The following is a 24,953-nucleotide window of genomic DNA, read 5'->3' on the forward strand; positions in this document are numbered from 1 at the left end:
CAGGAGGATTTTTTTACGTATAGAAATTTTATAATAGAAGATTGATTTTCCAGAATGCTTTGGTTAACTGTGGTGTAGAAAAAACTTGATTATCGTGCATTTAAATCCACAATTTATTGATTTTTCGCCATAAAGCGATGAATTCATGCTATGATACAGATATCTAGTGATACATTGAAAAGAGCAAAACTAAAAAGCTTTCGCAGTACGTTGATTTATGTATCCTTTTTCTCAATTCGTATGTCTGAATTATGAAATTAAGGTATAATATATATAGAAGGCGGTGATATTTTGAAAAAAGCCATACCAATAGGAGTTGACGGTTATCAGAAATTACGGGTTGAAGATTATTACACAGTTGATAAAAGCAGGCACTGCCCGCCTGAGGCGTGATGATTGCGGAGTTTCTGGAAAGGAAAACAACTGTTACACTGATTACACGACCAAGACGCTTTCACCGAAATATTGCCGATACCTTTGGTATCCGACAAAAGGCGCGCTAGTAGCGGGGAAGACAATCAATATGAGCAGGCGCTGCCCACCCATGGCATGCTTTCAGATTTTTTCGATGTTACCAAGAATTCAGCTAGCATTTTTGAAGCTTCAGCAATATGAAAACAGAGTATGCTTCCTATATAAATACGTATCCAACAATATTTTTATCTTTTGCGGATGCAAAAGAATCTAAGAGGAGGATAGTAAAATCTATAAAGGAGCAATTATTAAATGTTTATGATGAATATGCATGTGTTTTAGAAAAACTCAGTATGTTTGAAAAGCCTAAATTTGATTTGATTTTACGGGGATTATCTGATCTTGAAGACGAAAACTTGGAGCTAGTTGACCATGCAATCAGCTTTTTAATGAAAAAATGTCATCAATATTACAAAAAACGCGTTATGTTGTTTATAGACGAATAGGCGCTGCCCGCCCAAGGCGTGACACACCGTTTATTGAAGCCCATACACAGGGATTTTATAAAGAAGTGAGCGGTGCCTTATCAGCACTCCTGCATACGGCTTTGAAAACAAGTGATGATTTACAATTTGCTATATTGACAGGCATACAGCGCGTTGCGAAAGAGAATACGCGTAAGGCGGGCAGAGGCCTTTTTTCTGATTTAAATAATCTGCTTGTATGTACAGTAAAGGATAAAGAATATGCAGAATACTTTGGATTTACAAAGAATGAGGTAAAAGACTTGTTAGCATATTATGATTTGAAGTATACGGATGAAGTACGCGCATTATATGACGGTTATAATATGGGAGGCGTAGACATTTTTAATCCCTGGTCCATTATCAATTACGCGGAACGTAAAGTATTGATGCCTTACTGGGTGAATACCAGTTCTAATAAAATGATAAAAGTGGCAATGAAAGATTGTGATGCTTCATTTAAAGAGGGATATGAAGAATTAATAAGGATCGGAACAGTTAGAACACTTGTAAATTTCGAAACATCTTTTTATGAGCTAAAGGAAACAAGCAGTTTATGGGGGCTGTTTGCGCCTCAGGCGGGCAGTGCCTGAATGCCGGATATCTAACCGTACAGGATACGCTTGATTCATTACTCGGAAGATATGAATTAAGAATTCCTAATAAAGAAATCATGAGTGAATTTAGTGCAATCACAGCACATTATCTTCATGTAGATGAGAATAGTATCGATGTTTTAACAGATAAACTCCTTCAAAAAGACTGGAAAGGGTTTTTGCGCGGATATCGTAAAATTCTGATGGATACTATAAGTTATTTTGATTTAATCAATGAGAATTCTTACCAGACGCTTCTATTAGGTCTTCTTATGCGGTTGGGAAATGCTTATGAAATTTCGAGCAATCGGGAGCATGGTGAAGGTAGGTATGACATTTTGTTAAGCAACAAAACCAGTGGAGAACCCTCACTGTTGTTTGAATTGAAATATACAAAGGACGAAAATATTGACCTTACAAAATTGGCGAAGCTTGCATGTGATCAAATCATAGACAAGAAATATGATCACGATATGCAAAATGTTATTAAAGTAGGACTTGCGCATCGGGGAAAGCAGGTTGAGATGTACGTTCATGCGTGATATCAATAAAATACAGTATATACATGCATATCCTGTTTACTGAAGTCTTCCTGTGCGGCTTGCAGGAGGATTTTTACATATTAAGGAAATCTTAGGCACTAAAGATAAGAATCAGCAATCAAACATCGTCTATGGAAACTATTCATATCTGAGCACCGCCTGCACAGTTCCAATCTTATCCTTTTTAGCATTTCCCATTTTACATGAAATATGGTAGAATAACCTATACCTGAGGTGATATTATGAAAACTTGGAAAGACTTTCTTTCATTTACCAATATAAGAGAACGCATTGCCAGTCTGCTGATTATGCTGATGCTGCTCAGCATTCTGTACTGCTCGATTTACAGTATGGGAATTTCGGTTGTCAGCCGGGCAGGCAGTATGCTGGTATCCTACCTGTTTCTCTATCTGATCGTTGTTGTGGCTGCCTATGTATATCTGATTGTCATGTTTCAGTTTATCCGTACCAAGCGGGAAGATATACGTACGCTTACGATGAAGGACTATATGTTTCCTCTCATTGGGGTGCAGACCCTGCTGTTTGTCGTAATGGTGGGGAGCAGCTGGCTTTCCTTTCAGCTGATGCTTGCGGATATGAGCAGTATCAATACCATACTGACTCCAATCATGCTTGTGCTGATGATGTTTTATATTCCGGTGCAGGTATTTGCCTGCTTTGCCATTTATGACGGGGCGCGGAATCCGTTTCTCATCATAAAGGATGCCTTTGTTAAGATCATTCGGCATTACCGTTCTTCCTTTTACAGTATGCTGGTCATCTTTTTAATTGCTTTTGCCTATACCTCGTTCATGAATGCCTTTTTCCAATATGGAACCCTGTTTGCTGTAAACAGCGGTGTCGTTGATATCATGACCCGCAGCAATCCATTCATGGATGCGATGGAGCTGGGACTTTCCCTGTTTGATAATATGCAGCTTCTTCCTGCCTTTCTTGTATCTGTTATCTATGGTGTTGTCATGTGTCTGGTGCTGGTATTCTACTATACCTTTATGGTGTGTATCTATGATGAGGATGTACACGTTTAAGCTTTTTACATACGATAAAGCAGGTGATTGTAATGAATAATGAATATGATATCCCGTTTGTTGTAACACTGCACATGAAGAATACCTATGCTGTACTGCGTGTACATGTAATCAAAATTGAGGGGCAGCCCTATGTGCTGCTGCAGCTGGAACCGTTGATGAATTAACGGTTCTTTTATTTTGTAGAACAATTTCCATGTGGGCTCATATACTAGAATGTATAAGAAATGAATCGCTTATATGAAGAAGGAGGATAAAGATGAGCAAACGCTTATGGAACGTCTTTTACCGCATGCTGCCTGTCAGCCTTCTGGAAACGGCACAGCCGTGCATAGAAAATGCGAGCATGGATATTGTCATAGAAGAGAGGATGCGTGACGGTAGTGCCAGAGACATACGCAGAATGCGTCATGTCAAGGTCTGTCACTCTCAGAACGAATGCTGTTATTATGATGTACCCATCGATCCGGCTACCGGTATTGGAAAAATCACGATTTCCGATATCCAGGCAGTACAGCATGTCATCGTACAGACGGATGAAAGCGGACAGCAGATGATCAACGGGGATGAGGTGGATATCACCTATCTGGTGGATGAGGAAATTCAGCAGGAGGACTACGCCACAGTGATCTACACGAGTACGACCTCTCACCGCACAGTCCGCATCATCAATCAGCAGCTGGGTGAGACACAGCTGCATGTCGTAAAGAAATTAGTAGATATGAATGGGGACCCGCTGGAATTTCAGAGGGACATGGCATTTACCCTGCATGTCATGCAGAATGGGCAGGAGCAGTGTGTTACCCTTGATGCATCCAATGACTTTCAGGAAACCATCTGTGACCTGCTGCCAGGCTATACTATGGTTGAGGAAAGCGGATGTACAGGGTATCTGACCCGCTGGAGATTCAATGATGAGGGAGAAACCTCGGATGGCCGCTTTGATCTGATGCCGCAGGAAAATGAACTCGTCATGATCAATGAACTGCGTGCAGACACTGTATTGAAGATTGAAAAGTATATTCGTATGGAAAACGGACACCTGTGCAAGCCGGGCTGTGGTGAGGTTTATCAGGTTCGCGTTATCTCTGACAGCGATGATCGTCTGATTGAGCTGAGCGAGGATAATGACTACTGTGCCATGCTTTGCGGACTGCTGCCGGGCTATTACGATATCAATGAGCTGAGTGATCCGATGGAAGCGAATCCGGTTTATATCGTAAATGGCCGTGAGGAGCAGTGCTATGCCAATGTAGAGCTGAACGACTGTGAGCAGGCATCGGTTATGATTATCAATTCACAGCAGAATATGGGACTTTGTGAAGGTATGACCTCACCGCTTCGTATCTGCAAGTTTATTCGCAGCTGTGACGGCAGTGTTTCCAAGCCGTCGAAGGATCTGCAGTTCATGGTCATGGTCAGCGGCTGCGGTATGAATGAAACCTTTAATCTGAATGCCAGCAACAACTTCTGCGTGGATATCGCGAATTTATGCAATGGGGAATATATCATCGAGGAAGTGAGCTGTAATACCGATTATACGACAAGCTATGTTATCAACGGGGGAAGAGAGAGTACTAGTGCCTGTATCCGCATCAATGGTGACAATGCCTTCTGTGTGTCCGTCATCAATGAGGAACGCAATGCAGGTAAGGTCAGCATCTGCAAATATGTGCGCAATGAATTCGGTGATTTGATTAAGCCGCAGAAGCATCAGTGCTTTCATGTAACCCTCAGCTCCTACTTCTGTAAACGCTGCTTCGAGCTGAATGCGGATAACGACTGGTGCATGTGCTTCGATGATCTGCGCTTCGGCAGCTATGAGGTGCGTGAGGATGCACCGTGTGAGTATGAGGTCAGCTATCAGGTCAACTGCGGACGGGAGTGCCGTCATGCCCGCTTTGTTGTCGATGACTGCTGTGAAAATGAAATCCGCATCATCAACAGTGTTGCGAAGAGCAGCTGCGGTGTTTTGAAAATCTGTAAATTTGAAGAAACACGAAGCGGTGAGCTGGTCAAGCCGGGGCGCGATGAGGAATTTGAAGTATGTGTGGAAAGTGCCTGCTTCAAGGAAACGTATCTGTTAAAGGCCGGAAACAACTGGTGTGTCATGCTGGAGGGTCTTGCGGCAGGAGAATACCGTATTACCGAGCTGGACAGCTATGATTATGATGTTTCCTATATCGTCAATCAGCAGGATGAATGCGATGCCATCGTGTATATGGATGGGTCCAATCAGGAGGTCAGCATCATCAACCGCCGCCGCAACAGCGGTATGCTGAAGCTGCGTGGTGTTGTTCGCTGCTGCAACGGGGACATGCAGCGTCCATCCAGAGGCATGCTGCTGGATATCCTGGTCGAAGGTAGAGAGTGCAGTGAGCACGTCTGTCTGCGTGCGGAAAACAACTGGTGTGTGATTCTGGATCAGCTGCCGCAGGGACGCTATCGTATTGTGCAGAAGGATAATCTGGGCTATCGCGTTAGCTATGTCATAGACGGCAACGAGGAAAGCTTCGGCAATGTCGAGCTGGGACAGTGCGATGTGGAGGTTCTGATTGTCAATCAGGAAAGCGACTGCACAGGAAGTGTCCGCGTTACCAAGTATATCGAGGATGCGCAGGGGGAGCTGTTCATGCCGTGTCCGCAGGATGAATTCCGCTTCCTGTTACAGGGACAGGGCTTCAGCCGCACCTACCGCCTGTGTGCACGCAATGACTTCTGTGTATATTTCGATGATCTGATGGAGGGAAGCTATGAAATCAGTGAGGTCGATGAAAACTGGAATGTCCGCTACCGCGTCAATGGGGAAAGCTGCGAGCGTGCCTGCTTTACACTGGGACGTGATGATGAATATATCGACATCATCAACAGTGAACAGCGGCAGGGCGTTGTAACGATTGAAAAACGCATACGGGATGGAAACCGTATCGTGATGCCGGATGAGGATGCCGTATACCGTGTGCTGCTAAAGGGCAAGAACTGTCATGAGGTATATGAACTGCATGCCGGCAATGATTTCTGCATCTGCCTGAGCAATCTGGCCAACCAGCATTATGAGCTGCGTGAGCTGGGCGGCGGTAAGCATGTATATGACATCAACGGGGAATTGCATGAGAGCTGCTACTTCCTGTTCGAGGGAGAAAGCATGCATGTTACGATCATCAACGAAGAGGAGCGCTGCGGCTGTATGCTGCTGGAGAAGCGTATCGCGGATGCAGACGGTAACCTGGTCATGCCATCCTATGGTGAGTCCTTCTGTGCCATCGTGGAAAGCGATATGTGCACACAGAAAATCGAGTTGAACAGCGAAAATGATTTCTGTGTCCGCCTGTATGATTTGCCGCAGGGACATTATGAGGTACGTGAGGTTCCATGCGAGGGCTATGAGGTCAGCTGGCTGATCAATGATCTGCCGTGTGCGTCTGCCGTCGTGGATGTGTGTGATGAGGATGTCTGCATCACCATGGTAAATACACCGTGTCCAAAGGGCTGCATCCGTGTTGGTGCACTCATGGAGGAGGACGGCGTTCGCCGTGATCTGTGTCCGGGCGAAGAGGTACGTGTGGAAATCGTCAGCGAGCATTGCAAGGAAACACTCTGCCTGAACAGCCGCAATAGCTTCTGCGATGAATTAAAGAATCTGCAGCCGGGCTCTTATACACTGCGTGTGCTTGATGCCGGTGCGGTTCGCTTTGAAATTGAGGAGTGTGTATTCGAGGATGTTGTCTGCATTGAGTTAAACGGGGAATGTGTAAGCGTCTGTGCTGTGATCAAGCAGCCGCGCCGCGCCGACATCACCGTTACCAAATGCATGGAAAACGGATTCAAAGAACGCTTTAAGCCGGAACGAAACGACACCTTCCGTATCCAGCTCCTGCATGATAAGGAAAAACAGGAATGTGTTCTGGACAGAAGCAATGACTGGACAGCGACCTTTTGCAGGCAGCCAAACGGCGCCTATGAAATCCGTGAGCTGGGGAATCATGAGGTCCGTTATCAGATCAATGATGAGTGTCCGAAGGATAGCGGATACTTTGAGGTCAGGGATGAAGCTGTAAACATTACCGTGCTGAATGCAAGCGAGGCTATGGCGAAGCTGCATCTGGAGGCAGTCGTCAAGAATTGTGAGGATGATCTTACAGCGCCGTCAAAGGACATGGTGTTCCATATGCAGGTCAAGGGGAAGCATATGGATAAGACCTTCGTGCTGAATGAGCGCAATCACTGGCATCAGGCGGTGGAGCTTCCGCAGGCGGAATATCAGGTCATTCAGAAGGAGGATCCGCAATTCAAGGAGCTGTATTATCTGGTGGATGATGCACGCGAGTGCGATGGTACAATTGTGTTATGCAGTGATGTGCATGTACAGTCTGTCAATGTAATGAAATGTGCATTGGGAAGCATCACGCTTTCCAAGTACATGCGCGATGCATCCTGCGGCTGTCTGAAGAAACCGCAGCAGGAAGAGGAGTTTGAGGTGGACGTCAGGGGAGAAGCGTTCCATCAGATTATTACGCTAAACTCCTGCAACCGCTGGAAGGAAACGCTGGAGCATCTTCCGATGGGGGTATATGAGCTGCGTGAGCTGAATACAACGCATGATGTCAGCTATATCATCAACGGGGGTAAGGAAGTAGAGAGTGCTGTCATCAATGTGGAAGCGGAAAACGTGGATGTCAAGGTAATCAATGAGGAGAAGCAGCCGCATGAGGGAAGCATTGAGCTGTGCAAGCTCATTCGTGACACTGAGGGGTGTTACCGCTATCCATCCGAGCAGGACAGCTTCTGGGTACGCATCAAGGGAGAAGAGGAAACAAGCAGAGTTCTTCTGAATTACGCAAATCACTTCTATGCCAGCCTGCGCAATTTAAAGGACGGCTGGTATGAAATTATCGAAGAGAGTGGACAGGAGGGTGTTCGCTATGTCGTCAATAATGCGGCACCGCTTGCAAGGGGAATCGTTCATGTCATGCAGAATGCCAATACGGTGAATATCATCAATCCGCAGGGGACAGGAAACACCGGCAGCATCACATTGAGCAAATATGTAGAGGATGCACAGGGACTGCTGAGCAAGCCGCAATCAGGCAGCTATCGCATCCATGTTTCCTCACCGGGCTATAACGAAATCTTCACATTATCCTCCAGAAACAGCTTCACGGAGACGATTGGACCGTTACCAAGCGCAACCTATGTCATCGATGAGCTGGATCATGAGGATGTCAGCTATATTATCGACGGCGGTTCTCAGGTGGATCGCGCCATTGTGGCAGTGAATGGCACTGCGCATCAGGTACAGGTCATCAATCGGGAGCAGGTAGCGGAAAGCGGCAGCATCACCATGGCCAAATATATTCGTCAGGATGGTATGCTGATGCGCCCGCAAAAGGATGCGTCCTATGTCTTCCTGGTATCCGGGCCTTCCTATAATGAGCTGATCACACTGGATGCCTCCAACCGCTGGATGCGCGTGCTTTCGGATTTGGCAGCAGGGGATTATGTCATCAGCGAAACGACGACGATGGATGCTGTCAGCTTCATCATCAACGGGGGGAATGAAGTGGACCGCGGTATCATCCATGTGGCAGGTACCAGCAATACCGTTCAGATTATCGATACACCGCAGGTATCCGGCAGGGGCAGTATACAGCTGGATAAATATATGCGCCGCAATCAGAATCTGGTGCGTCCGGATGAGGATTTTATTTCCACCATTCATATCTCACGACCGGGGTACAATGAGGTCTTTACATTGAATCGTGAAAACAACTGGTCGCTGCTGGTAGATGCTCTGGAGGATGGCGTGTACGTCGTGGATGAGGTCGATGACCGCTATGATGTGAGCTACATTGTCAACGGTGCAAGTGAGGTTAACAGCGCTATTGTCAATGTGGAGGGCAACGTCAGTACCGTGCAGATTATCAATACGGTGAAGGAAGTCTTCGGCAGTATCCGCATCGAGAAGTTCATGCGGGTAAATGGCAAGCTGGAACAGCCGGCACAGGATTTTGTGACCCGGGTACATGTATCCAAGCCGGGCTACAATGAGGTGTTTACCCTGAATGCAGCCAATCACTGGAGCATCCTTGTCAAGGATCTGATGGATGGCTGGTATGTGATCGATGAAGTGGACAGTGATGATCAGGTCACATATATTATCAACGGCGGCAGCGAGGTCGCAAACGGCATCGTGCATGTTGAGAAAAATTCCAATGAGGTGGCAATGATTGATGCAGCTGGGGGAAGCGGGGGCTCCATCACGCTCTCAAAGCTTATCCGCAACGCCAGCGGACAGCTCGTTTTGCCGAATGATACCCAGCGCTTTGTTGTTGCGGTAAGTGGTGCGGGAATGCAGACAAGTGTCGTTCTGCAGAAAAGCAACAGCTGGAAGACCACACTGCGTGATCTGGCAGCGGGAACCTATCAGATTTCTGAACAGAATCCGGGCGGCTATGAGGTGACGTATATTGTAGATGATGCGCAGGAAAGCTCCACTGCTACGGTGGAGGTCGACCGTGATGCGCACAATGTCAGCATCATCAACGCCCAGCGCAGCAGCTATGGAAAGCTGGAAATCACGAAATTCATTAAGCAGGCAAACGGTACGCTGATCCGCCCGGCGGATGGCGACCAGTATGTTGTGGAAATCTATAATATGACGACGATGCGCCGTGTGGAATTGAACTTCGGTAATTCCTTCACCTATGTGGTTAACGATCTGCTGAAGGGAACCTACAGCATCCGGGAAATCAATAATGATCAGTTCATCACAACCTATCGGGTAAACGGGGGAGCGGAAACCGATAGTGCTACCATCACCATGGGGGATGCTGTCAGCAATGTTGTGGAGGTTATCAATGAGCTGATTGTCAACCGCAGTACGATTGAAGTATTCAAGTATATGCTGGACGATGACGGCAACTATCTGCCGCCAAGTGCTCCGGATACGTTTAGATTCCGCATTCGTGGGGAAGGAATCGATCAGGTGTATGACCTGAATGTGGATAACAGCTGGCATCAGTCACTGACAACGTATCCAAGCGGTGCCTATGAGGTGCAGGAGCTGGATTCCTCTTATCCGGTACAGTATCTGATCAATTCGCCGGAGCTTGTGGATGAGGCGAAATTTACCGTACTGCCGGGAACAACCGTAGTGGTTGGTATTATCAACCGTACCAGTGGTGTACAGAACGGTTCTATGGAGCTGACCAAGCGGGTTCGCAACGCACAGGGGGAATTGCAGCGTCCGGCGGATTCCCAGTCCTATGTCATGCAGGTGTCCTCCGATTCCTTCAACCGTTTTGTGACGCTGGATAAGGACAATGATTTTACGGCGCTGCTGGAAAATCTGCCGTATGAGACTTATCAGATTCAGGAAACCAGTGGAAATGGAAGCGTCAGCTTTCTTATCAACAATGAAGCGGAAACGACACAGGGCATACTGGAAATCATCAGCGATACAAGGAATGAAGTGACAATAATCAATACAGAAGCACAGGCGTTTTATCGCAGCAATGCGGCAAATACCGTGAAAATTGTAATTGAATAAGAAGGGGAAAAGACCTTGAAAACAGGTCTTTTCTTTCATTTTGTATACATTTTCTTTCATGTAGTGAAAATAAGCGGTGCAAACTTTTCAATTCCCAAAATAATTACAAAATTCCCTTGAAATCCAACGAAAAATTGCTTAAAAATCCTAGTAAAATCAAAGATAAAGTTTTATAATAGAGAAGTAAGTTATGCAAGGAGGAAAACAAATGACTAAGAAATTTATGTCAATGGACGGTAATACTGCAGCCGCACATTGTGCGTATGCATTTACCGAACTATCTGCGATCTACCCGATCACTCCATCTTCACCAATGGCTGAGGTTGTTGATCAGTGGGCTACACAGGGTCGCAAGAATATTTTTGACAGTGTTGTAAAAGTTGCTGAACTTCAGTCCGAAGGTGGAGCAGCTGGTGCAGTACATGGTGCTTTACAGGCAGGATCTCTGGCTACAACCTTCACGGCTTCTCAGGGTCTGCTGCTGATGATTCCAAACATCTACAAGATGGTTGGTGAGTGTCTGCCAGGCGTTATCCACGTTGCAGCTCGTGCACTTGCTACAAGAGCACTGAACATCTTCGGTGACCATGAAGACATATATGCATGCCGCCAGAGCGGTGTATGTATGCTGGCTTCCCATTCTGTACAGGAAGCTATGGATCTGGCTGGTGTAGCTCATTTGGCTGCAATCAAGGGGTCCGTACCATTCATGCACTTCTTCGATGGATTCCGTACATCTCACGAAATTCAGAAAATCGAAGTTATGGATACAGATGTATTCAAGGAACTGGTTGACAAGGAAGCTCTTGCTAAATTCCGCAAGAACGCTTTAAATCCTCACACAAACCCGGTAACACGCGGTGGTGCTGAGAACGACGACATCTTCTTCCAGGGTGTGGAAGCAAGAAACAAACACTTCGATGCAATTCCTGACATCGTTGCTGACTACATGAAGAAAATCAGTGAAATCACTGGTCGTGAATATGCACCGTTTACTTACTATGGTGCAAGTGATGCAGAACGTGTAATCGTTGCTATGGGCTCTGTAACAGAGGCTGCTAAAGAAACAATCGATGCGCTGACTGCTGCCGGAGAAAAGGTTGGTATGATCAAGGTTCACCTGTACCGTCCGTTCTCTGTAAAATACCTACTGGCTGTACTGCCGGAAACAGTTAAGAAAATTGCTGTACTGGATCGTACAAAGGAAACAGGATCCATGGGAGAGCCTCTGTATCTTGACATCCTGTCTGCACTGAAGGACAAAGACATCGAAATCATCGGTGGACGTTACGGTATGGGGTCCAAGGATACACAGCCTTACCACATCAAAGCTGTCTTTGATGAACTGAAGAAGGATGAAATGAAGAACAGCTTTACCATCGGTATCGTTGATGACGTTACCAACCTGAGCCTGGAAGCAGATTCCAACTTCCACGTTCCAGCTGACTACACTTCTTGCTTATTCTGGGGACTGGGATCAGACGGTACGGTTTCTGCAAACAAATCCACTGTCAAGATCATCGGTGACAATACAGATCAGTATGCACAGGCTTACTTTGCATATGACTCTAAAAAAGCCGGTGGTGTTACCCGTTCTCACCTGCGTTTTGGAAACTCTCCAATCCGTTCCACTTACTATATCGGTAACGCAGACTTCATTTCCTGCTCACTGGATGCTTACATGTTCAAATATGACATGGCGAAAGATATCAAGGAAGGCGGAAGCTTCCTGTTGAATACTACCTTCTCCAAGGAAGAAATCGTTGAGCACATGCCGAACCGTATGAAGGCGCAGCTTGCTAAAAAGCATGCAAAATTCTACATCATCAACGCAACTAAAATCGCTCAGGAAATCGGTATGGGACGTAGAACCAACACGATTCTGCAGTCTGCATTCTTCGCACTGAATGAGCAGATTATGCCATACGATACAGCTGTTGAGCTGATGAAGGCAGCAGCAAAGAAATCCTACTCCAAGAAGGGTGATGCTGTTGTACAGCTGAACTACAAGGCAATCGATGCTGGTAAAGCCGGAATCGAAGAAATTACGGTGGATGCAGCTTGGGCTGATCTTCCATTTGATTCCAGCCGTAAGCTGACTGGTGACGAATATTTCGATAACCATGTTGCAGTAATCAACGGTCTGGAGGGCTATGATATGCCTGTCAGCGCATTCACAGGAGACTTCCTGCTGGATGGCTCTATCCGTAACAACGTAGCATTTGAAGAAAAACGTACCATTGCAGTACAGGTACCTACATGGCACCCGGAAAACTGTATCCAGTGCGGTATCTGTAGCTTTGTATGTCCGCATGCAACAATTCGTCCGTTCCTGTTAACAGAGGAAGAGGTTGCTGCAGCACCTATGGAATTTGAAACAATTACACCAATGGGTAAGGGTGTTGAAAACCTGAAATATCGTATCCAGGTTACTCCTGCAAACTGTGTAGGCTGTGGTCTGTGTGCGGTTGAGTGTCCTGGTAAAGCCGGTAACAAGGCTCTGGAAATGGTTGACATCAACGAAAAGCTTGGTGAAGAACCACTGGCAGATTACCTGTTCAAGCATACAGAATACAAGACTGAATTCTTCCCTGCTGATACCGTTAAGGGATCTCAGTTCATGATGCCTTACTTCGAAGTAAGCGGAGCTTGCCCTGGCTGTGGTGAAACTCCATACTATAAGCTGGTATCTCAGCTGTTCGGTCATGACATGCTGGTTGCGAATGCAACAGGATGCTCTATGATCTACTGTTCTTCTACTCCTTCCACTCCATTCGTAAATGACAGCAATGGTGAGGGTGTTGCATGGGCGAACTCTCTGTTCGAAGACAATGCGGAATTCGGATATGGTATGGCTCTGGCACAGAACTATAAGGAATCAAGAATCCTGAAGACAATGGAAGACAACATGGAAAATGTTGAGCCTGCTCTGAAGGAAGCATTTGCTAAATATCTGGAAGTACACGGTGACCGTGATGCGGAAAGAGAAATCGCTCCGACAATCAAGGAACTGGCTGCTAAATCTGATATCGCTATGGTAAAAGAACTGGCAGATGTTGACCTGGTTTCCAAATCTATCTGGATCGTCGGTGGTGACGGATGGGCTTATGACATCGGTTACGGCGGATTAGACCACGTACTGGCAAACAACCTGAACGTGAATGTTCTGGTTCTGGATACTGAGGTTTACTCCAACACTGGTGGACAGTCCTCCAAATCCAGCCAGGCTGCATCTATCGCCAAGTTCGCTGCAGGTGGTAAGACAACTGCGAAGAAGGACCTGGGACAGATCGCTATGGCATACGGACACGTATATGTAGCTGCAATCTCTATGGGAGCAAATAAAAACCAGACACTGAAAGCACTGAAGGAAGCAGAAAGCTATGATGGACCATCTCTGATCCTGGCTTACTCTCCATGTGCGGAGCACGGTATCAAGGGCGGACTTGCTAACCACCAGAGAACACAGGCAAAAGCTGTTGAGTGCGGATACTTCGATCTGTATCGTTATGACCCAAGAAAAGAAACTCCTCTGACAATCGACTCCAAGGAGCCTGATTACGAGAAGATGCTGGACTTCATGATGACAGAAACTCGTTACAGCCAGCTGCCTAAGGTAAAAGGTGAAACAGCGTACGAAATGTTTGAGAAAACAAAGAAGGACGCTATGAAACGTCATAAGAGATTACTTGCAATCGCAAAAGAAGAAATGTAAGAAATCATAAAAAGGATTGGATACGTCCAGTCCTTTTTTTCAAAAGAAAGAGGGGATGCACATGAAACTGCCTTTTCGTGATAAAGACGTTATACGATCCATACGACCCTGGATTTACCTGAGTACCTATATTCTTCTGCTTGGATTTCTCCTTGTGCATCTGCAGGACTTGAAAAACGGCTTTGATTTTGTATTATCCGTGTTTAAATCCCTGCTGTATGCCATTGTCTTTGCCTATGTTTTAAATCTGCCAATGAAGCATATTGAGGGCTTTCTGCTTCGCCATACAAAGCAGGATTCCTTTCTCCAAAAGAAAAAACGTGTCATTTCCATGATACTCACGTTTCTGCTTGCTCTGATTTTAATCATTCTTATCAGCAGTATCATCCTGCCTAGCATTATCGATTCTCTCATATCCCTTATGGAAAATCTAACCTCCTTCTTTACGAATATTGTGAAGAATATCGATGAGGTGCTGGCATATTTCCATATTGATTATCGAATCGAGAATATTACACAGGTTGAGCAGTTCATTCAGATGCCATGGGAGAAAATCGTTACCAACGTAATCAATCTGCTGTCCGGCAGTGCCAGCGGGATTTTATCAAGCGCTACCGGCTTTGTTTCCAGCTTTGCTGTCGGCTTTACGGGCTTTATGTTCTCCTTGTATCTGCTTAGCGGGAAAGAAAACTTCATACGCCAGATGCGCAAGGTGACAGCGGCCTTTCTCGGATATGGAAATTCAAAGATCGTTTTCCGCTATGCTGCACGTGTAAACCGGATATTTTCCAGCTTTATCGGCGGGCAGCTGACGGAGGCCTGTATTTTGTGGGTTTTGTATTATATCTTCATGCGGCTGTTTCAATTCCCGTATCCGGAGCTCATCTGTACACTGATTGCCGTTTGTTCCATGGTTCCGGTATTCGGCTCCATGTTTGCTATGAGTGTCGGAGCGATTATGATGCTGTCCAAGGATCCCTTACAGAGTGTATGGTTTATCATATTCTATCAGATACTCAGCTACTTTGAGGATAATGTCATTTATCCCCGTGTGGTTGGCAATTCCGTGGGACTCCCCGGTCTCTGGGTGCTGCTTAGTATTTTTGTTTTCGGGGATCTGTGGGGTGTCTTCGGTATGATTATGGCAGTACCGACAACAGCATGTCTGTATGTTTTCTTTACGGAATATGTGAATCACCGTTTGCGAAAGCAGAGGCTGATTGTAACAGAGAAAACCGTGTATCAGGAGGATGAAGAGGAGCATTCTGCATAAGATAAGGTTTGTGGAATCGGTATGCAAATCATCTCATTTCCGTCACGCAAAAGGTAGGAATTTCCTGATTTATCTGCTATAATTACATCAGTTTGAAAGTCAGGTGACACGGTGGCAAAGCAAAGAAAGAAAAAAAGAGGAATTAATCCGATTCGACTGCTGATCGTAGTTGCGATGGAGTTTCTGGTCATACTGGGGCTGCTGATCATATGCGTGAAGGTTTTTCCGGACAATCCTATCCTTGCGCCTTTGTTCAGTAAAAAGGCAGAGACACCCGTTGTTGTTCTTGATGCCGGACATGGCGGCTATGATGCGGGTAGTACCTTTGAAGAGCTGTATGAAAAGGATGTTACACTTGCTCTAGTTAAGGATATCGGTGCTCGATTGGAAGCAAACGGCTATCCTGTTCTGTATACGAGACAGAGTGATGCTGTATCCTGGCCGGCGAATGAGATTGAAGATCTCAGCGAACGTGTCCGTATCTCCAATGAAAGTGATGCCCGTCTGTTTGTTTCTATACATACCAATGCGGCAGAAGTGGTAAATGGCTCCTATGGCTATGAAATCTGGGGGAAAATGAAGGAGCCGAGGGTGAAGGCTCTGTCGGAAAATATTTTAAAGGAGCTGGATTCTCTGGGCTATTCTCAGAATCGGGGCATGAAGGATCAGGATCTGTCTCCAATTCAGGTGCTGCAAAATAATAAGCTGCCCTCCATTCTGATAGAAGCCGGCTTTCTCGCCAGTGAGAACGACCGTCTGTATCTGATCGATGATGCAAAACGGAAGGTTTTTGCGGATAAAATAGCGGATGGCATTATCAAGACATTGGAGGATGAAAAGAAATCGGATAGCAATCCATGAAGCGTGGAGTAAATCCCGCAATCGTGGATTGCTTTTTATATGGAATTTCGTCATACTATAGATAAAGGAGGGATGGTGTATGAACAAAGAGCAATTTGCGGAAAAGATTATAAAGCTGCGCAAAAAGAAGGGGTACACGCAGGCACAGCTTGCAGAGCTGCTGAATGTCAGTAATAAGGCAGTTTCACGATGGGAAACGGCTGAGGGGTATCCCGACATTACATTACTGAAGCCGCTGAGCGAGGCATTGGGAATCAGCTGTGATGAGCTTCTCGGTGATACGGAAAGCTACAGTGATTTGTCGCGCTATGATTTACAGCGCTATCTTCCCTATGCACTAACTCTGCTTGCATTGCTGCTGTATTATGTGTTTTTAAAGCTTCAGATATCCCAACTGCTTTCCTTTGCGGCTTTTTTAGGCATGATGATCTTCAGCTTTGTACTCATGATTCAGCATACGGATAAAAAGGGACTTCCTGCGCTGACCCGCTGGAATCTGCTGCTGGCTTATTTCCCGCTTGTTTCCGTCCTGCAATATGTGTATATCCTATACCTGTTTCTGCAATTCGGTTTTTCCAGTTTGCTGGATGTGATGGCGATGCAGACGGAAGAGGTATTCAATCCTTACAGCCTTCTCGTGAACGGATTTGAAACCGGCATTACCATATATCTGCTGATGTATGTGGCTGCCTTTCTTTTGCTTGTGGCAGTGTATGGCTTTTTACGGCATACGTTCATTATGCGCTATGATATTGGCTGGAACGCCCTGCATAAAAGAGTACATGTAAAAGAACAGGAGGAAAAGAATATCCTGTTTCGCAGATGGTCAAGTAAGGGGGAAGCTATTTTACGTATTATGATGCCGCTGGCAGCCGCTGTGACACTGACAGTTATATTTCTTCTGCTGTATCAGGAATATCGTTCACTGATTGATCAATTCCATAATTCAGTACCTCCGGATTATTCCGGCAATGACTATGCGCTGACAGTATCTACCGAGCAGTTGCGTGTGTGCAGAGGAAGGCTGCTGTTGATTTTGGGTGGCTCCTGTCTGTTACAGCTGCTTGCGATTATGAAAAGCAAAAGAGTGCTGTATTACATTTCCAATGTCAGTCTGTTGTTCCTATACGGCGTGATTACGCTTTTGTTCACAACGATTGTAGACCGTTTCTATATAAAGCTTCCATTTGCATTTGCAATAACGGCGGGTATCGGCATGATCATGTGGTATTGCCGCGATATCCTGCAGAAAAAAGGAAAACATGGGACAGGGAATAAAAAAATATAGAAAAACATAATATCCAGCGGCTGTCTCACTTGCGGTGGCTTGGAAATAAAAGAAATTAAAACGATCAATCTCACTTTACAGTCGTCATTGATCGTTTTACGTTTATACAGTCTATTGATATTAATTAAGAATCCGAGTCACCTTGATCAGTTCTTCTCTCCTTGATGAGGAAAGAAATCTGATAGCCTTCTCCAATCAGAAGCAGCCCATAGGTGACTGTGAGAAATAGCTGCTCATTTTGAAAAACACTGTAGGCAATTGGACTGAGTGACGCAAATACATCAGGCAGCCAGATCAAAAGGGTATAGACAATAACTGCAATTGTATTCAAAAGCAATGCGATTCCGTCATATTTCTCCATAATATTGAGAATATAAAAGAATATAAATATCGTACAGATGACAGCTGTCAGCGTAAGCATATCCGTATACGTATCATACTGCATGAGGGATGCAGCCTGTATTCTCCAGCGTTCCTCCAATATGCATACCGCAAGTATCAAATAAGGAAACAGAAACAGAATTGCTCGTTTAAGGGTAGACATAATATCGCCTCTTTCTGATTGTTTTATACAGTATAACACACTTTTCTCTTATATGGTATACGGAAGAAATTCGTTAAAAGCTATCACAGTGCAGCAAAAGATAGCGCTACCACTGGAAAAAAGGGGCTAAATAAGGTACAATGAACGTAAGAAAACAGGGGAGTGAAGCCGTAATGAAAGACGTTGTTCATATTATCGGGCACAAGAATCCGGATACGGATTCCATTGTATCGGCAATTGCATATGCACAGCTGAAGCAGAAGCTGGGAATCAATGCCATTGCCTGCCGTTTGGGAGAATTGAATCCGGAAACGGATTTTGTTTTAAAGAAATTTCAGGTTCCGGAACCGGTGTATATTCAAAATGCCAGAGTCAAGCTGTATGATGTACCGTTTGATGAACCGCTGCTGCTGAAAAAGGATGATACGATAAAGGAGGCGTGGGACCGCATGGGGATGCGTTCCACCAGCGCATTGTTCGTTGTGGATGAAGCACAGAAGCTGATTGGTGTTGTTTCCCTGTCGGATATGACAAATATCCTGATGAGCGATAAGGGAGAAAAGCCGATTTCCCTTATGAAAAACACATCCTGCGAGAATATCCGCAAGGTTTTGCAGGGCGAGTTTCTGTATGAATGCGAAGCGTATCGCACAAATGGAAGAATTCATATCTTATGCAGTCGGAATGCGGAGTACAGCGACATCAGCTATCGTGACAGCATCGTCGTTGTAAATGATGATTTGAAGCTGCAAAAGCGTGCGTTGAGTGATGGGGCCGGCTGTATGATCCTGGTGGATGTGGATATCATTTCCCAGGGAATTATCCGCATGGCGAAGGAAGCAAACTGTACGATTATCAAAACACCGCTGAATATGTTTCAGGTAGCCCGCAGCATGTATCGCTCACCAAGTGTGAAGCTGATTATGAAGCGTAAAATCATCAGCTTCAACAACCATGCCTATATTGATGATGTATACAAACAGATGTCGAAATCCAGATTTCGTTCCTATCCAATTGTTAACAATCAGGGCGTGGTGCTGGGCTCGATTTCCCGCTATCACCTGTTGAATTATCAGAAGAAAAAATTCATCCTGGTCGATCATAACGAGCTTTCTCAAAGTATTGATGATTTGAAGGAGGCGGAGATTCTGGAGGTTGTGGATCATCATCGCATCGGTGATGTGGAAACGACAACACCGATACGCTTCCGTAACGAAATCATCGGCAGTACGGTATCCATCATCGCCCGCATGTACAAGGAGGCGGGTATTGTACCAGAAAAGAAAACGGCAGCGATCATGTGCTGTGCGATTATCAGTGATACGATGAATTTCAATTCTCCTACGACCACTCCCGTTGACAGGGAGCTGGCAAAGGAGCTGGCAGCTGTCGCCGGCCTTGATCTGGATGCCATGGCGAAGGAGATGTTTGGAGCGGTTGCCACAATCAAGGGAAGAAGCATGTCCGAAATCCTGTATAATGATTTCAAGGAATACAATATTGACGGAAGGCGGATTGCGATCGGTCAGATCAATATCGCCGATGAGCAGGAAATCGTGGATGTACAGGATGAAATTCGTTCCTATATGAAGAAAATTAACGAGATAAATAAATTCGATCTGCTGATGATGTGCTTTACAGCCGCAGACGGCAGTGGAAGTAATCTGGTGTTTATCGGTTCTCTGAGTTCTCTTGTGGATGAAGCCTTTAAGGAGGATATTATGGATGATCTGTATTTTGTGGATGGTGTCATTTCACGTAAGAAACAGATTATTCCTTCTCTTTCCAAATGTCTGGAAGCCATGTAGTATAGAAAAAGATGCCGGCGGCATCTTTTTTCTATACTACATCTGTACGTAATTCTTTCCGTTTCGTTTGGCGATATACAGCCGCTGGTCAGCTTCATTGAACAATTCCTGCAGTGCAGAAGTCGGGTGCTCCTGATAATAGCAGCCGATGCTGATGGTGAAGGATATCGTACCGTTTTCCGTGGCGATCCTGCAAGCTTCACAGGCGTAGCGGATATCCTCGGCCAGCTCATACAATTCCTGCTTACTGATACTGTCAATCAGGAGGATAAATTCCTCACCCCCGAAGCGTGCGATGATACCGTGACGCTGTTTTTGCCTCATGATGGCGGTTACCCGGCGGATTACCTCATCCCCCTGCATATGTCCGAAGGTATCATTGATTTTCTTAAAATCATCAATGTCCATCATCAGGACGCCAATGGAATGTCTGTTCTGCAATACCTCCTGCAGCATAGTTTCTCCATACTGCATAAGGGCACTTCGATTGTAGATACCGCTGAGGTAATCATAGCTGGACTTATCCAGCGCATCCTCAAACTGCAAGACATTGTGGATGGCGATTGCAATGTAGTCGGCGAAGACCTGCAGCAGTCGCTGGTCTGTTCGGCTGAAGTTCTCCATCTGATTTGATTTCATGCAGAATATGGCCAGTATAGTTCCCTGATAGGTAATCGGCTGCAGCAGCATAGAGCGCGTCTTCTCATCGTAGAGTGATCCAAGACTTTGGGTGATAGCAGATTCCGGTGTAAGGCTGGGCAGCTTTTGCGATGCAGCTTTGCGTATGCATTCCCTAAGAATGGGATGTGTTTCCAATTCATAGCAGGTATCATTGAGAGAATGAAATAATCCTCTTGGTTCTTCATAAAGCAGAACCTCCCAGTTATCAAAGGAAAAGATGCGTCCGGCATGCTGTTCAATGACATGGAAAAGCTGTTTTCGGTTCAGACAGGAGGTCACCGTTTTCCCAAACTCAGTCATATCAAGCAAACGGTCATACAGAACCTCATAGGAAAGCATGCGATTCTTTTCCCAGACATCTTCGATTTCCTGCCGATACATATCATCAATGAAGGCGGTGTAGGTTATGGAAAGCTCGTGTGCCTGCCGCATATAGGAATATGCTCTTGCATGATCATTCAGACATTCATAAAGCTTTGCTGCTTCTTCAAGAATATGCCGCTTATGACCAAGCAGCTCGTCCATGTGAGCCAGCAGATGCTCGTAATACTCCTGAGCCTTTTCATAATCCTTCTGATACATGTGGTAGCGTGCTAAAGACAGGTACACCTCATTGTTATCGAGGTGATCATTTTTTGAAAAATCATAGGTTTGCGTCAGCGTCTGAAACCATTGCTCGGCGAGCGGCCGGTTATCATCGATGATTGCTGCCTCCATATATTGCTTGTAGTAAATGCTGGGATCAAAATATTCACTTTTAATAAGCTCCTGCATATGGGCTTCCAGAAGCTTACGCACCTTGTCCGTTTCTCTGGCATAAAGATACAGGCTGGACAACAGAAAAATCGTGATGAAGAAATTACTTTCTCCGATAAGATCACGTTTCTCCAGTGTTTCCTCCACCTGTTGAATAGCTTTTTTGTAAAGCCCGAACTCCCGCAGGATGATGGCTCCGTTATTCAGAAAAGCGGAGTAATAGGAAATCCGTCCACCCTTCTCAGCCAGCGGCATGGCAGCTGCAATCTCCTGATAGGCGGCTCCGTAATTTTCCTTTAGAATATTGGCCAGTACAGCATTGTTGGCTACGGTCAGTATGCCGTCACGCTCTTTATAATCCGGAAGCTGCAGAAACAGCTTTCTGGCTTTTTCATTATAGGAAATCGCCAGATCGATATCCGAGGCATAGGTTCTGAAAAACAGCATGGCATAGCCCAGCGGTGTTGCATAGGGATAGTGCTGTGTTTCTGCAATCTCAAGAAAACGCCGGAGAACAGCATCGAGCTCACTGCCGCAGCCGAGCTGTTCCAACACCAGCTTTTTAATGCTTTCACAAACATTCTCATCACTTTGAAAGCGTTCCAGATAATCATCAAACGCTTTGTGGATTTCCTCTTTCATACAATCACCTTCGCTTATAATACTTATATGATACATCATTTTATAGCCCTTTGTGCATATATTTCAAATATTAATATAAAATATTGTTTACTTTCTTTTCGTCTTCTGTTATAAAATAAAGATATATTTATGGGGAGGGATAAATATGAACAAAATAGCAATATGTGATAATAATCCGAAAGCAAAAGAACAGATAAGAAAATGCTGTGAAAAATATGATGCAAAGGAAGGAAATATAAATGAATATTATGAATTTTCCTCCGGTGAAGATTTGCTGGCATCTTCTTTGCATTTTGATTTAATCTTTTTGGATATTGAAATGGATGATCTAAATGGTATTGAAACAGCAGAGCAGATTCGTAAGACAGATATGAATGTATTGTTAATTATCGTATCTGGTTATTCGAAATATAAAACAAGAGCTTATGGACTTCATGTTTTTGATTATATGGACAAACCATTTCGGTCCTCACAGATTGAGCATGTGTTACAAGAGGTTAAGCGATATCAGAAGCTCATGGAAACAAAATTTACTGTTTTTCGAACAACAGAGGGAGTGACAAAACTCAATATTAAAGAAGTTTTATATCTTGAGTTCAAATCGCGTAAAACACATATTTATACAACTAATGGAATCTACATAACAAAAGAAACATTAAATGAATGTATGAATCGTTTAAAAGAATACGACTTTTTTTCACCTCATCGTGCATTTATTGTGAACTTTTATCATATCCGTTCATTCGACAGCTCCTCAATCCTCCTAGACGATCAGGAAAAGACAGCACTTCCTATATCGAAATTAAGAGTTAAGGAATTTCGGGAGGAATTTCTAATGTATTTAGAAAAGGCGGTATCCCATGTATGATGAATTTATCATCCTTTTTCGAATTACTCACACTGGCAGCAGCCATTGTGTATAATAGTGTTTTTCTTGATTTTTTTGAATGTAGATACAAGGCTGTTATCTCAAACTCAAAAAACGGTTTATTTTTGATTGTTGTATCTGTATTGCCTCTTTGGTTTCATATTGAATATCCGTGGAATTTTGTTATTTGTTGGTGTTTTATGTATCTATATTTGTTTCTTACTTTTCGTGTGTATATACATAAGGATATATTTATCAATCTCATGTTACTCCTGCAAGCGATTGCCATGTTATTTACAGTATTTTTCTTTGTACATTTTCTAACTCCTACCACAATGGAAAATACGAGTGCTTCCTTTAGTATAACAACGGCAGTTTCATCTGTACTGTTTCTGTTATCCTACAGAATTCTTATTCGACCGATAGATTTTACTGTATTTCATCGTCTGAGCTTCGGTGATATCATCTTCTGTCTGGTTTTTTTTTACATTTTCTTTGATGCTGTTGGCTGGTTTATCTTATCTCTCGCAATGGTATAATGCCATGATTATAGAATTTACCATTTTCTTATTAGCGGCATTTCTGTTAATGTTTTTATTATTTTTTATACGTCTTTTCTATAAATTATGTTCCAGCTATGAAACAGAAACAGAGCTGTACAAGCTTCAGAAAAAAGAGGAATTGACATTTGCATATTATAAGAAAAATGAAAAAGCACAGACAGAAATGGCATATTTGCTACATGATATTAAAAATCATCTGTTGCTTCAGGCTACAGGAAATAATGAGATGATAAACACATATGTCAGCGATTTACAGGCACAGATTGAGGATATGGAGCCTAATTTCTATTCTTCTATCCCCATTTTGCAAATGCTGTTTACAGATAAGATAGAGGAAGCTAAAAAACTAAATATCCAATTGGACATCTATAATGAAGATAAGGAAATGACTATGTTTCAGGAGTACGACTTGATCACAATGTTTTCTTTCTTGCTGGAATATGCATTTAATGAAATAGGTGCCATGACAGGAAAACGCTCTGTAAATCTAGTAATTAGAGAAATACAAGGTATGTTGGTTATCAGGGAAACATTTACAGTTATAGCTTCTGAAAAGGGAAAGGAAACAAGGACCGTTCCATATCGTCGAATACAGAAGATTGTGGATAAATATGGGGGAACCATTAAGATAGAAACAAAGGAAATTCAATGTCTCATCCTGCTTGTATTTCCATGTTCTCCATTGTAATCGTCATTTTAGACAGGAATTCTGCCATGTTATACAGTTCAAGCTTTCTTTTTTGAATAATATGATACTCTATGTATAAGAATAGTGCGAGTCACAGAAAGGAGAAAAGAGAATAGGACTCTGTCTATTCAGAAAAGGAGAAAATTTATGAAAACAGGAAAAAGGAAGTATGCAATGAGTGCGGCATTCGCGGCATTTCTTGCTTTATCGGCTGTTTCACCAATCGCTGCGGCGTATGAAGACAATGATGTGGATTATCAATTCCACATATTGAAACAGCAACAAAATAGCAGAAAGACCGGCAGATATTGTGGTACGGCTGATGTGAACAATGCATGGAAGGTATGGATGAAAAGATCTGAAGAAGGCGCATGGACATATACGACTTACTGGCTGGAGCATTACAATGGAGATAATGTTGCTCCTTCCCATTCTATCCGTGTCGAAGATGGTCCACAGTATTATAATACGTATTCATCCGCAAGCCGATCTACTGTTTATTTAACAGCAGAGAATAATAATAAAAATGACACTGATTATTTTGTATCAGGTGTTTGGGACGAAGAAACAGGGAAGCGTTATTATCCGTAAG

Annotated in this window: 16 protein-coding genes and 1 pseudogene; 15 read left to right on the top strand and 2 right to left on the bottom strand. The window is 44.2% G+C overall.

Annotated features, from left to right (window positions below; all coding sequences use genetic code 11):
- Positions 1–291: 291 nt before the first annotated feature.
- The 10 genes and pseudogenes from G4D54_06905 to G4D54_06950 all read left to right on the top strand — a co-directional run bounded on the left by G4D54_06905 (position 292) and on the right by G4D54_06950 (position 17,811).
- Positions 292–503 (top strand): annotated as a pseudogene (locus tag G4D54_06905) (AAA family ATPase).
- 108 nt (positions 504–611) lie between these two features.
- Entirely contained in the window at positions 612–920 is a 309-nt protein-coding gene (locus tag G4D54_06910; protein QJA02172.1) for a hypothetical protein, read from the top strand.
- Positions 872–1,531 (top strand): AAA family ATPase, encoded by a 660-nt coding sequence (locus G4D54_06915; GenBank protein QJA02173.1) that lies wholly within the window; start codon positions 872–874, stop codon positions 1,529–1,531. Before G4D54_06910 ends, G4D54_06915 begins: the two co-directional genes overlap by 49 nt.
- On the top strand, positions 1,495–2,076 hold the full coding sequence (locus G4D54_06920; GenBank protein QJA02174.1) for a hypothetical protein: 582 nt from the start codon (positions 1,495–1,497) through the stop codon (positions 2,074–2,076). The genes G4D54_06915 and G4D54_06920 overlap by 37 nt, the downstream gene beginning before the upstream one ends.
- Positions 2,077–2,318: 242 nt before the next feature.
- Entirely contained in the window at positions 2,319–3,125 is an 807-nt protein-coding gene (locus G4D54_06925; protein ID QJA02175.1) for a hypothetical protein, read from the top strand.
- Between the two features lie 259 nt (positions 3,126–3,384).
- Positions 3,385–10,674, top strand: coding sequence for an S-layer family protein (locus G4D54_06930; protein ID QJA02176.1), 7,290 nt, complete (start codon positions 3,385–3,387; stop codon positions 10,672–10,674).
- Positions 10,675–10,882: 208 nt separating this feature from the next.
- Entirely contained in the window at positions 10,883–14,389 is a 3,507-nt protein-coding gene (nifJ, locus tag G4D54_06935; protein QJA02177.1) for a pyruvate:ferredoxin (flavodoxin) oxidoreductase, read from the top strand.
- Between the two features lie 61 nt (positions 14,390–14,450).
- Positions 14,451–15,662: an AI-2E family transporter gene (locus G4D54_06940; GenBank protein QJA02178.1), complete on the top strand. Its 1,212-nt coding sequence runs from the start codon at positions 14,451–14,453 to the stop codon at positions 15,660–15,662.
- Positions 15,663–15,773: 111 nt separating this feature from the next.
- Entirely contained in the window at positions 15,774–16,523 is a 750-nt protein-coding gene (locus G4D54_06945; protein QJA02179.1) for an N-acetylmuramoyl-L-alanine amidase, read from the top strand.
- Positions 16,524–16,602: 79 nt separating this feature from the next.
- Complete coding sequence (locus G4D54_06950; protein ID QJA02180.1) at positions 16,603–17,811, top strand: helix-turn-helix transcriptional regulator; 1,209 nt, start codon at positions 16,603–16,605, stop codon at positions 17,809–17,811.
- A 124-nt stretch (positions 17,812–17,935) separates the two neighbouring features.
- Here the strand turns inward: G4D54_06950 and G4D54_06955 are convergent, their stop codons facing one another.
- Positions 17,936–18,355, bottom strand: coding sequence for a hypothetical protein (locus tag G4D54_06955; GenBank protein ID QJA02181.1), 420 nt, complete (start codon positions 18,353–18,355; stop codon positions 17,936–17,938).
- Positions 18,356–18,528: 173 nt separating this feature from the next.
- On the opposite strand from G4D54_06955, the gene G4D54_06960 reads away from it, so the two are divergent.
- The gene (locus G4D54_06960; protein ID QJA02182.1) at positions 18,529–20,163 is read left to right on the top strand and encodes a putative manganese-dependent inorganic diphosphatase; all 1,635 of its coding nucleotides are present in this window, start codon (positions 18,529–18,531) and stop codon (positions 20,161–20,163) included.
- 36 nt (positions 20,164–20,199) lie between these two features.
- Here the strand turns inward: G4D54_06960 and G4D54_06965 are convergent, their stop codons facing one another.
- Positions 20,200–22,281: a diguanylate cyclase gene (locus G4D54_06965; GenBank protein QJA02183.1), complete on the bottom strand. Its 2,082-nt coding sequence runs from the start codon at positions 22,279–22,281 to the stop codon at positions 20,200–20,202.
- Positions 22,282–22,387: 106 nt separating this feature from the next.
- Between G4D54_06965 and G4D54_06970 the strand changes: the two genes are divergently transcribed.
- The 4 genes from G4D54_06970 (at position 22,388) to G4D54_06985 (ending at position 24,952) form a co-directional block, all read left to right on the top strand.
- Positions 22,388–23,110: a response regulator transcription factor gene (locus G4D54_06970; GenBank protein QJA02184.1), complete on the top strand. Its 723-nt coding sequence runs from the start codon at positions 22,388–22,390 to the stop codon at positions 23,108–23,110.
- Positions 23,107–23,649 carry a hypothetical protein gene (locus tag G4D54_06975; GenBank protein ID QJA02185.1) on the top strand — a complete coding sequence of 181 codons (543 nt, stop codon included), beginning with the start codon at positions 23,107–23,109 and terminating at the stop codon, positions 23,647–23,649. Before G4D54_06970 ends, G4D54_06975 begins: the two co-directional genes overlap by 4 nt.
- Positions 23,609–24,361 carry a hypothetical protein gene (locus tag G4D54_06980; GenBank protein QJA02186.1) on the top strand — a complete coding sequence of 251 codons (753 nt, stop codon included), beginning with the start codon at positions 23,609–23,611 and terminating at the stop codon, positions 24,359–24,361. Before G4D54_06975 ends, G4D54_06980 begins: the two co-directional genes overlap by 41 nt.
- 147 nt (positions 24,362–24,508) lie before the next feature.
- Positions 24,509–24,952, top strand: a complete 444-nt coding sequence (locus tag G4D54_06985) for a DUF2712 domain-containing protein (GenBank protein ID QJA02187.1) — start codon at positions 24,509–24,511, stop codon at positions 24,950–24,952.
- Position 24,953 lies beyond the last annotated feature (1 nt).

Origin of the sequence: [Clostridium] innocuum (genome assembly GCA_012317185.1) — a bacterium.
GTDB lineage: Bacteria > Bacillota_I > Bacilli_A > Erysipelotrichales > Erysipelotrichaceae > Clostridium_AQ > Clostridium_AQ innocuum.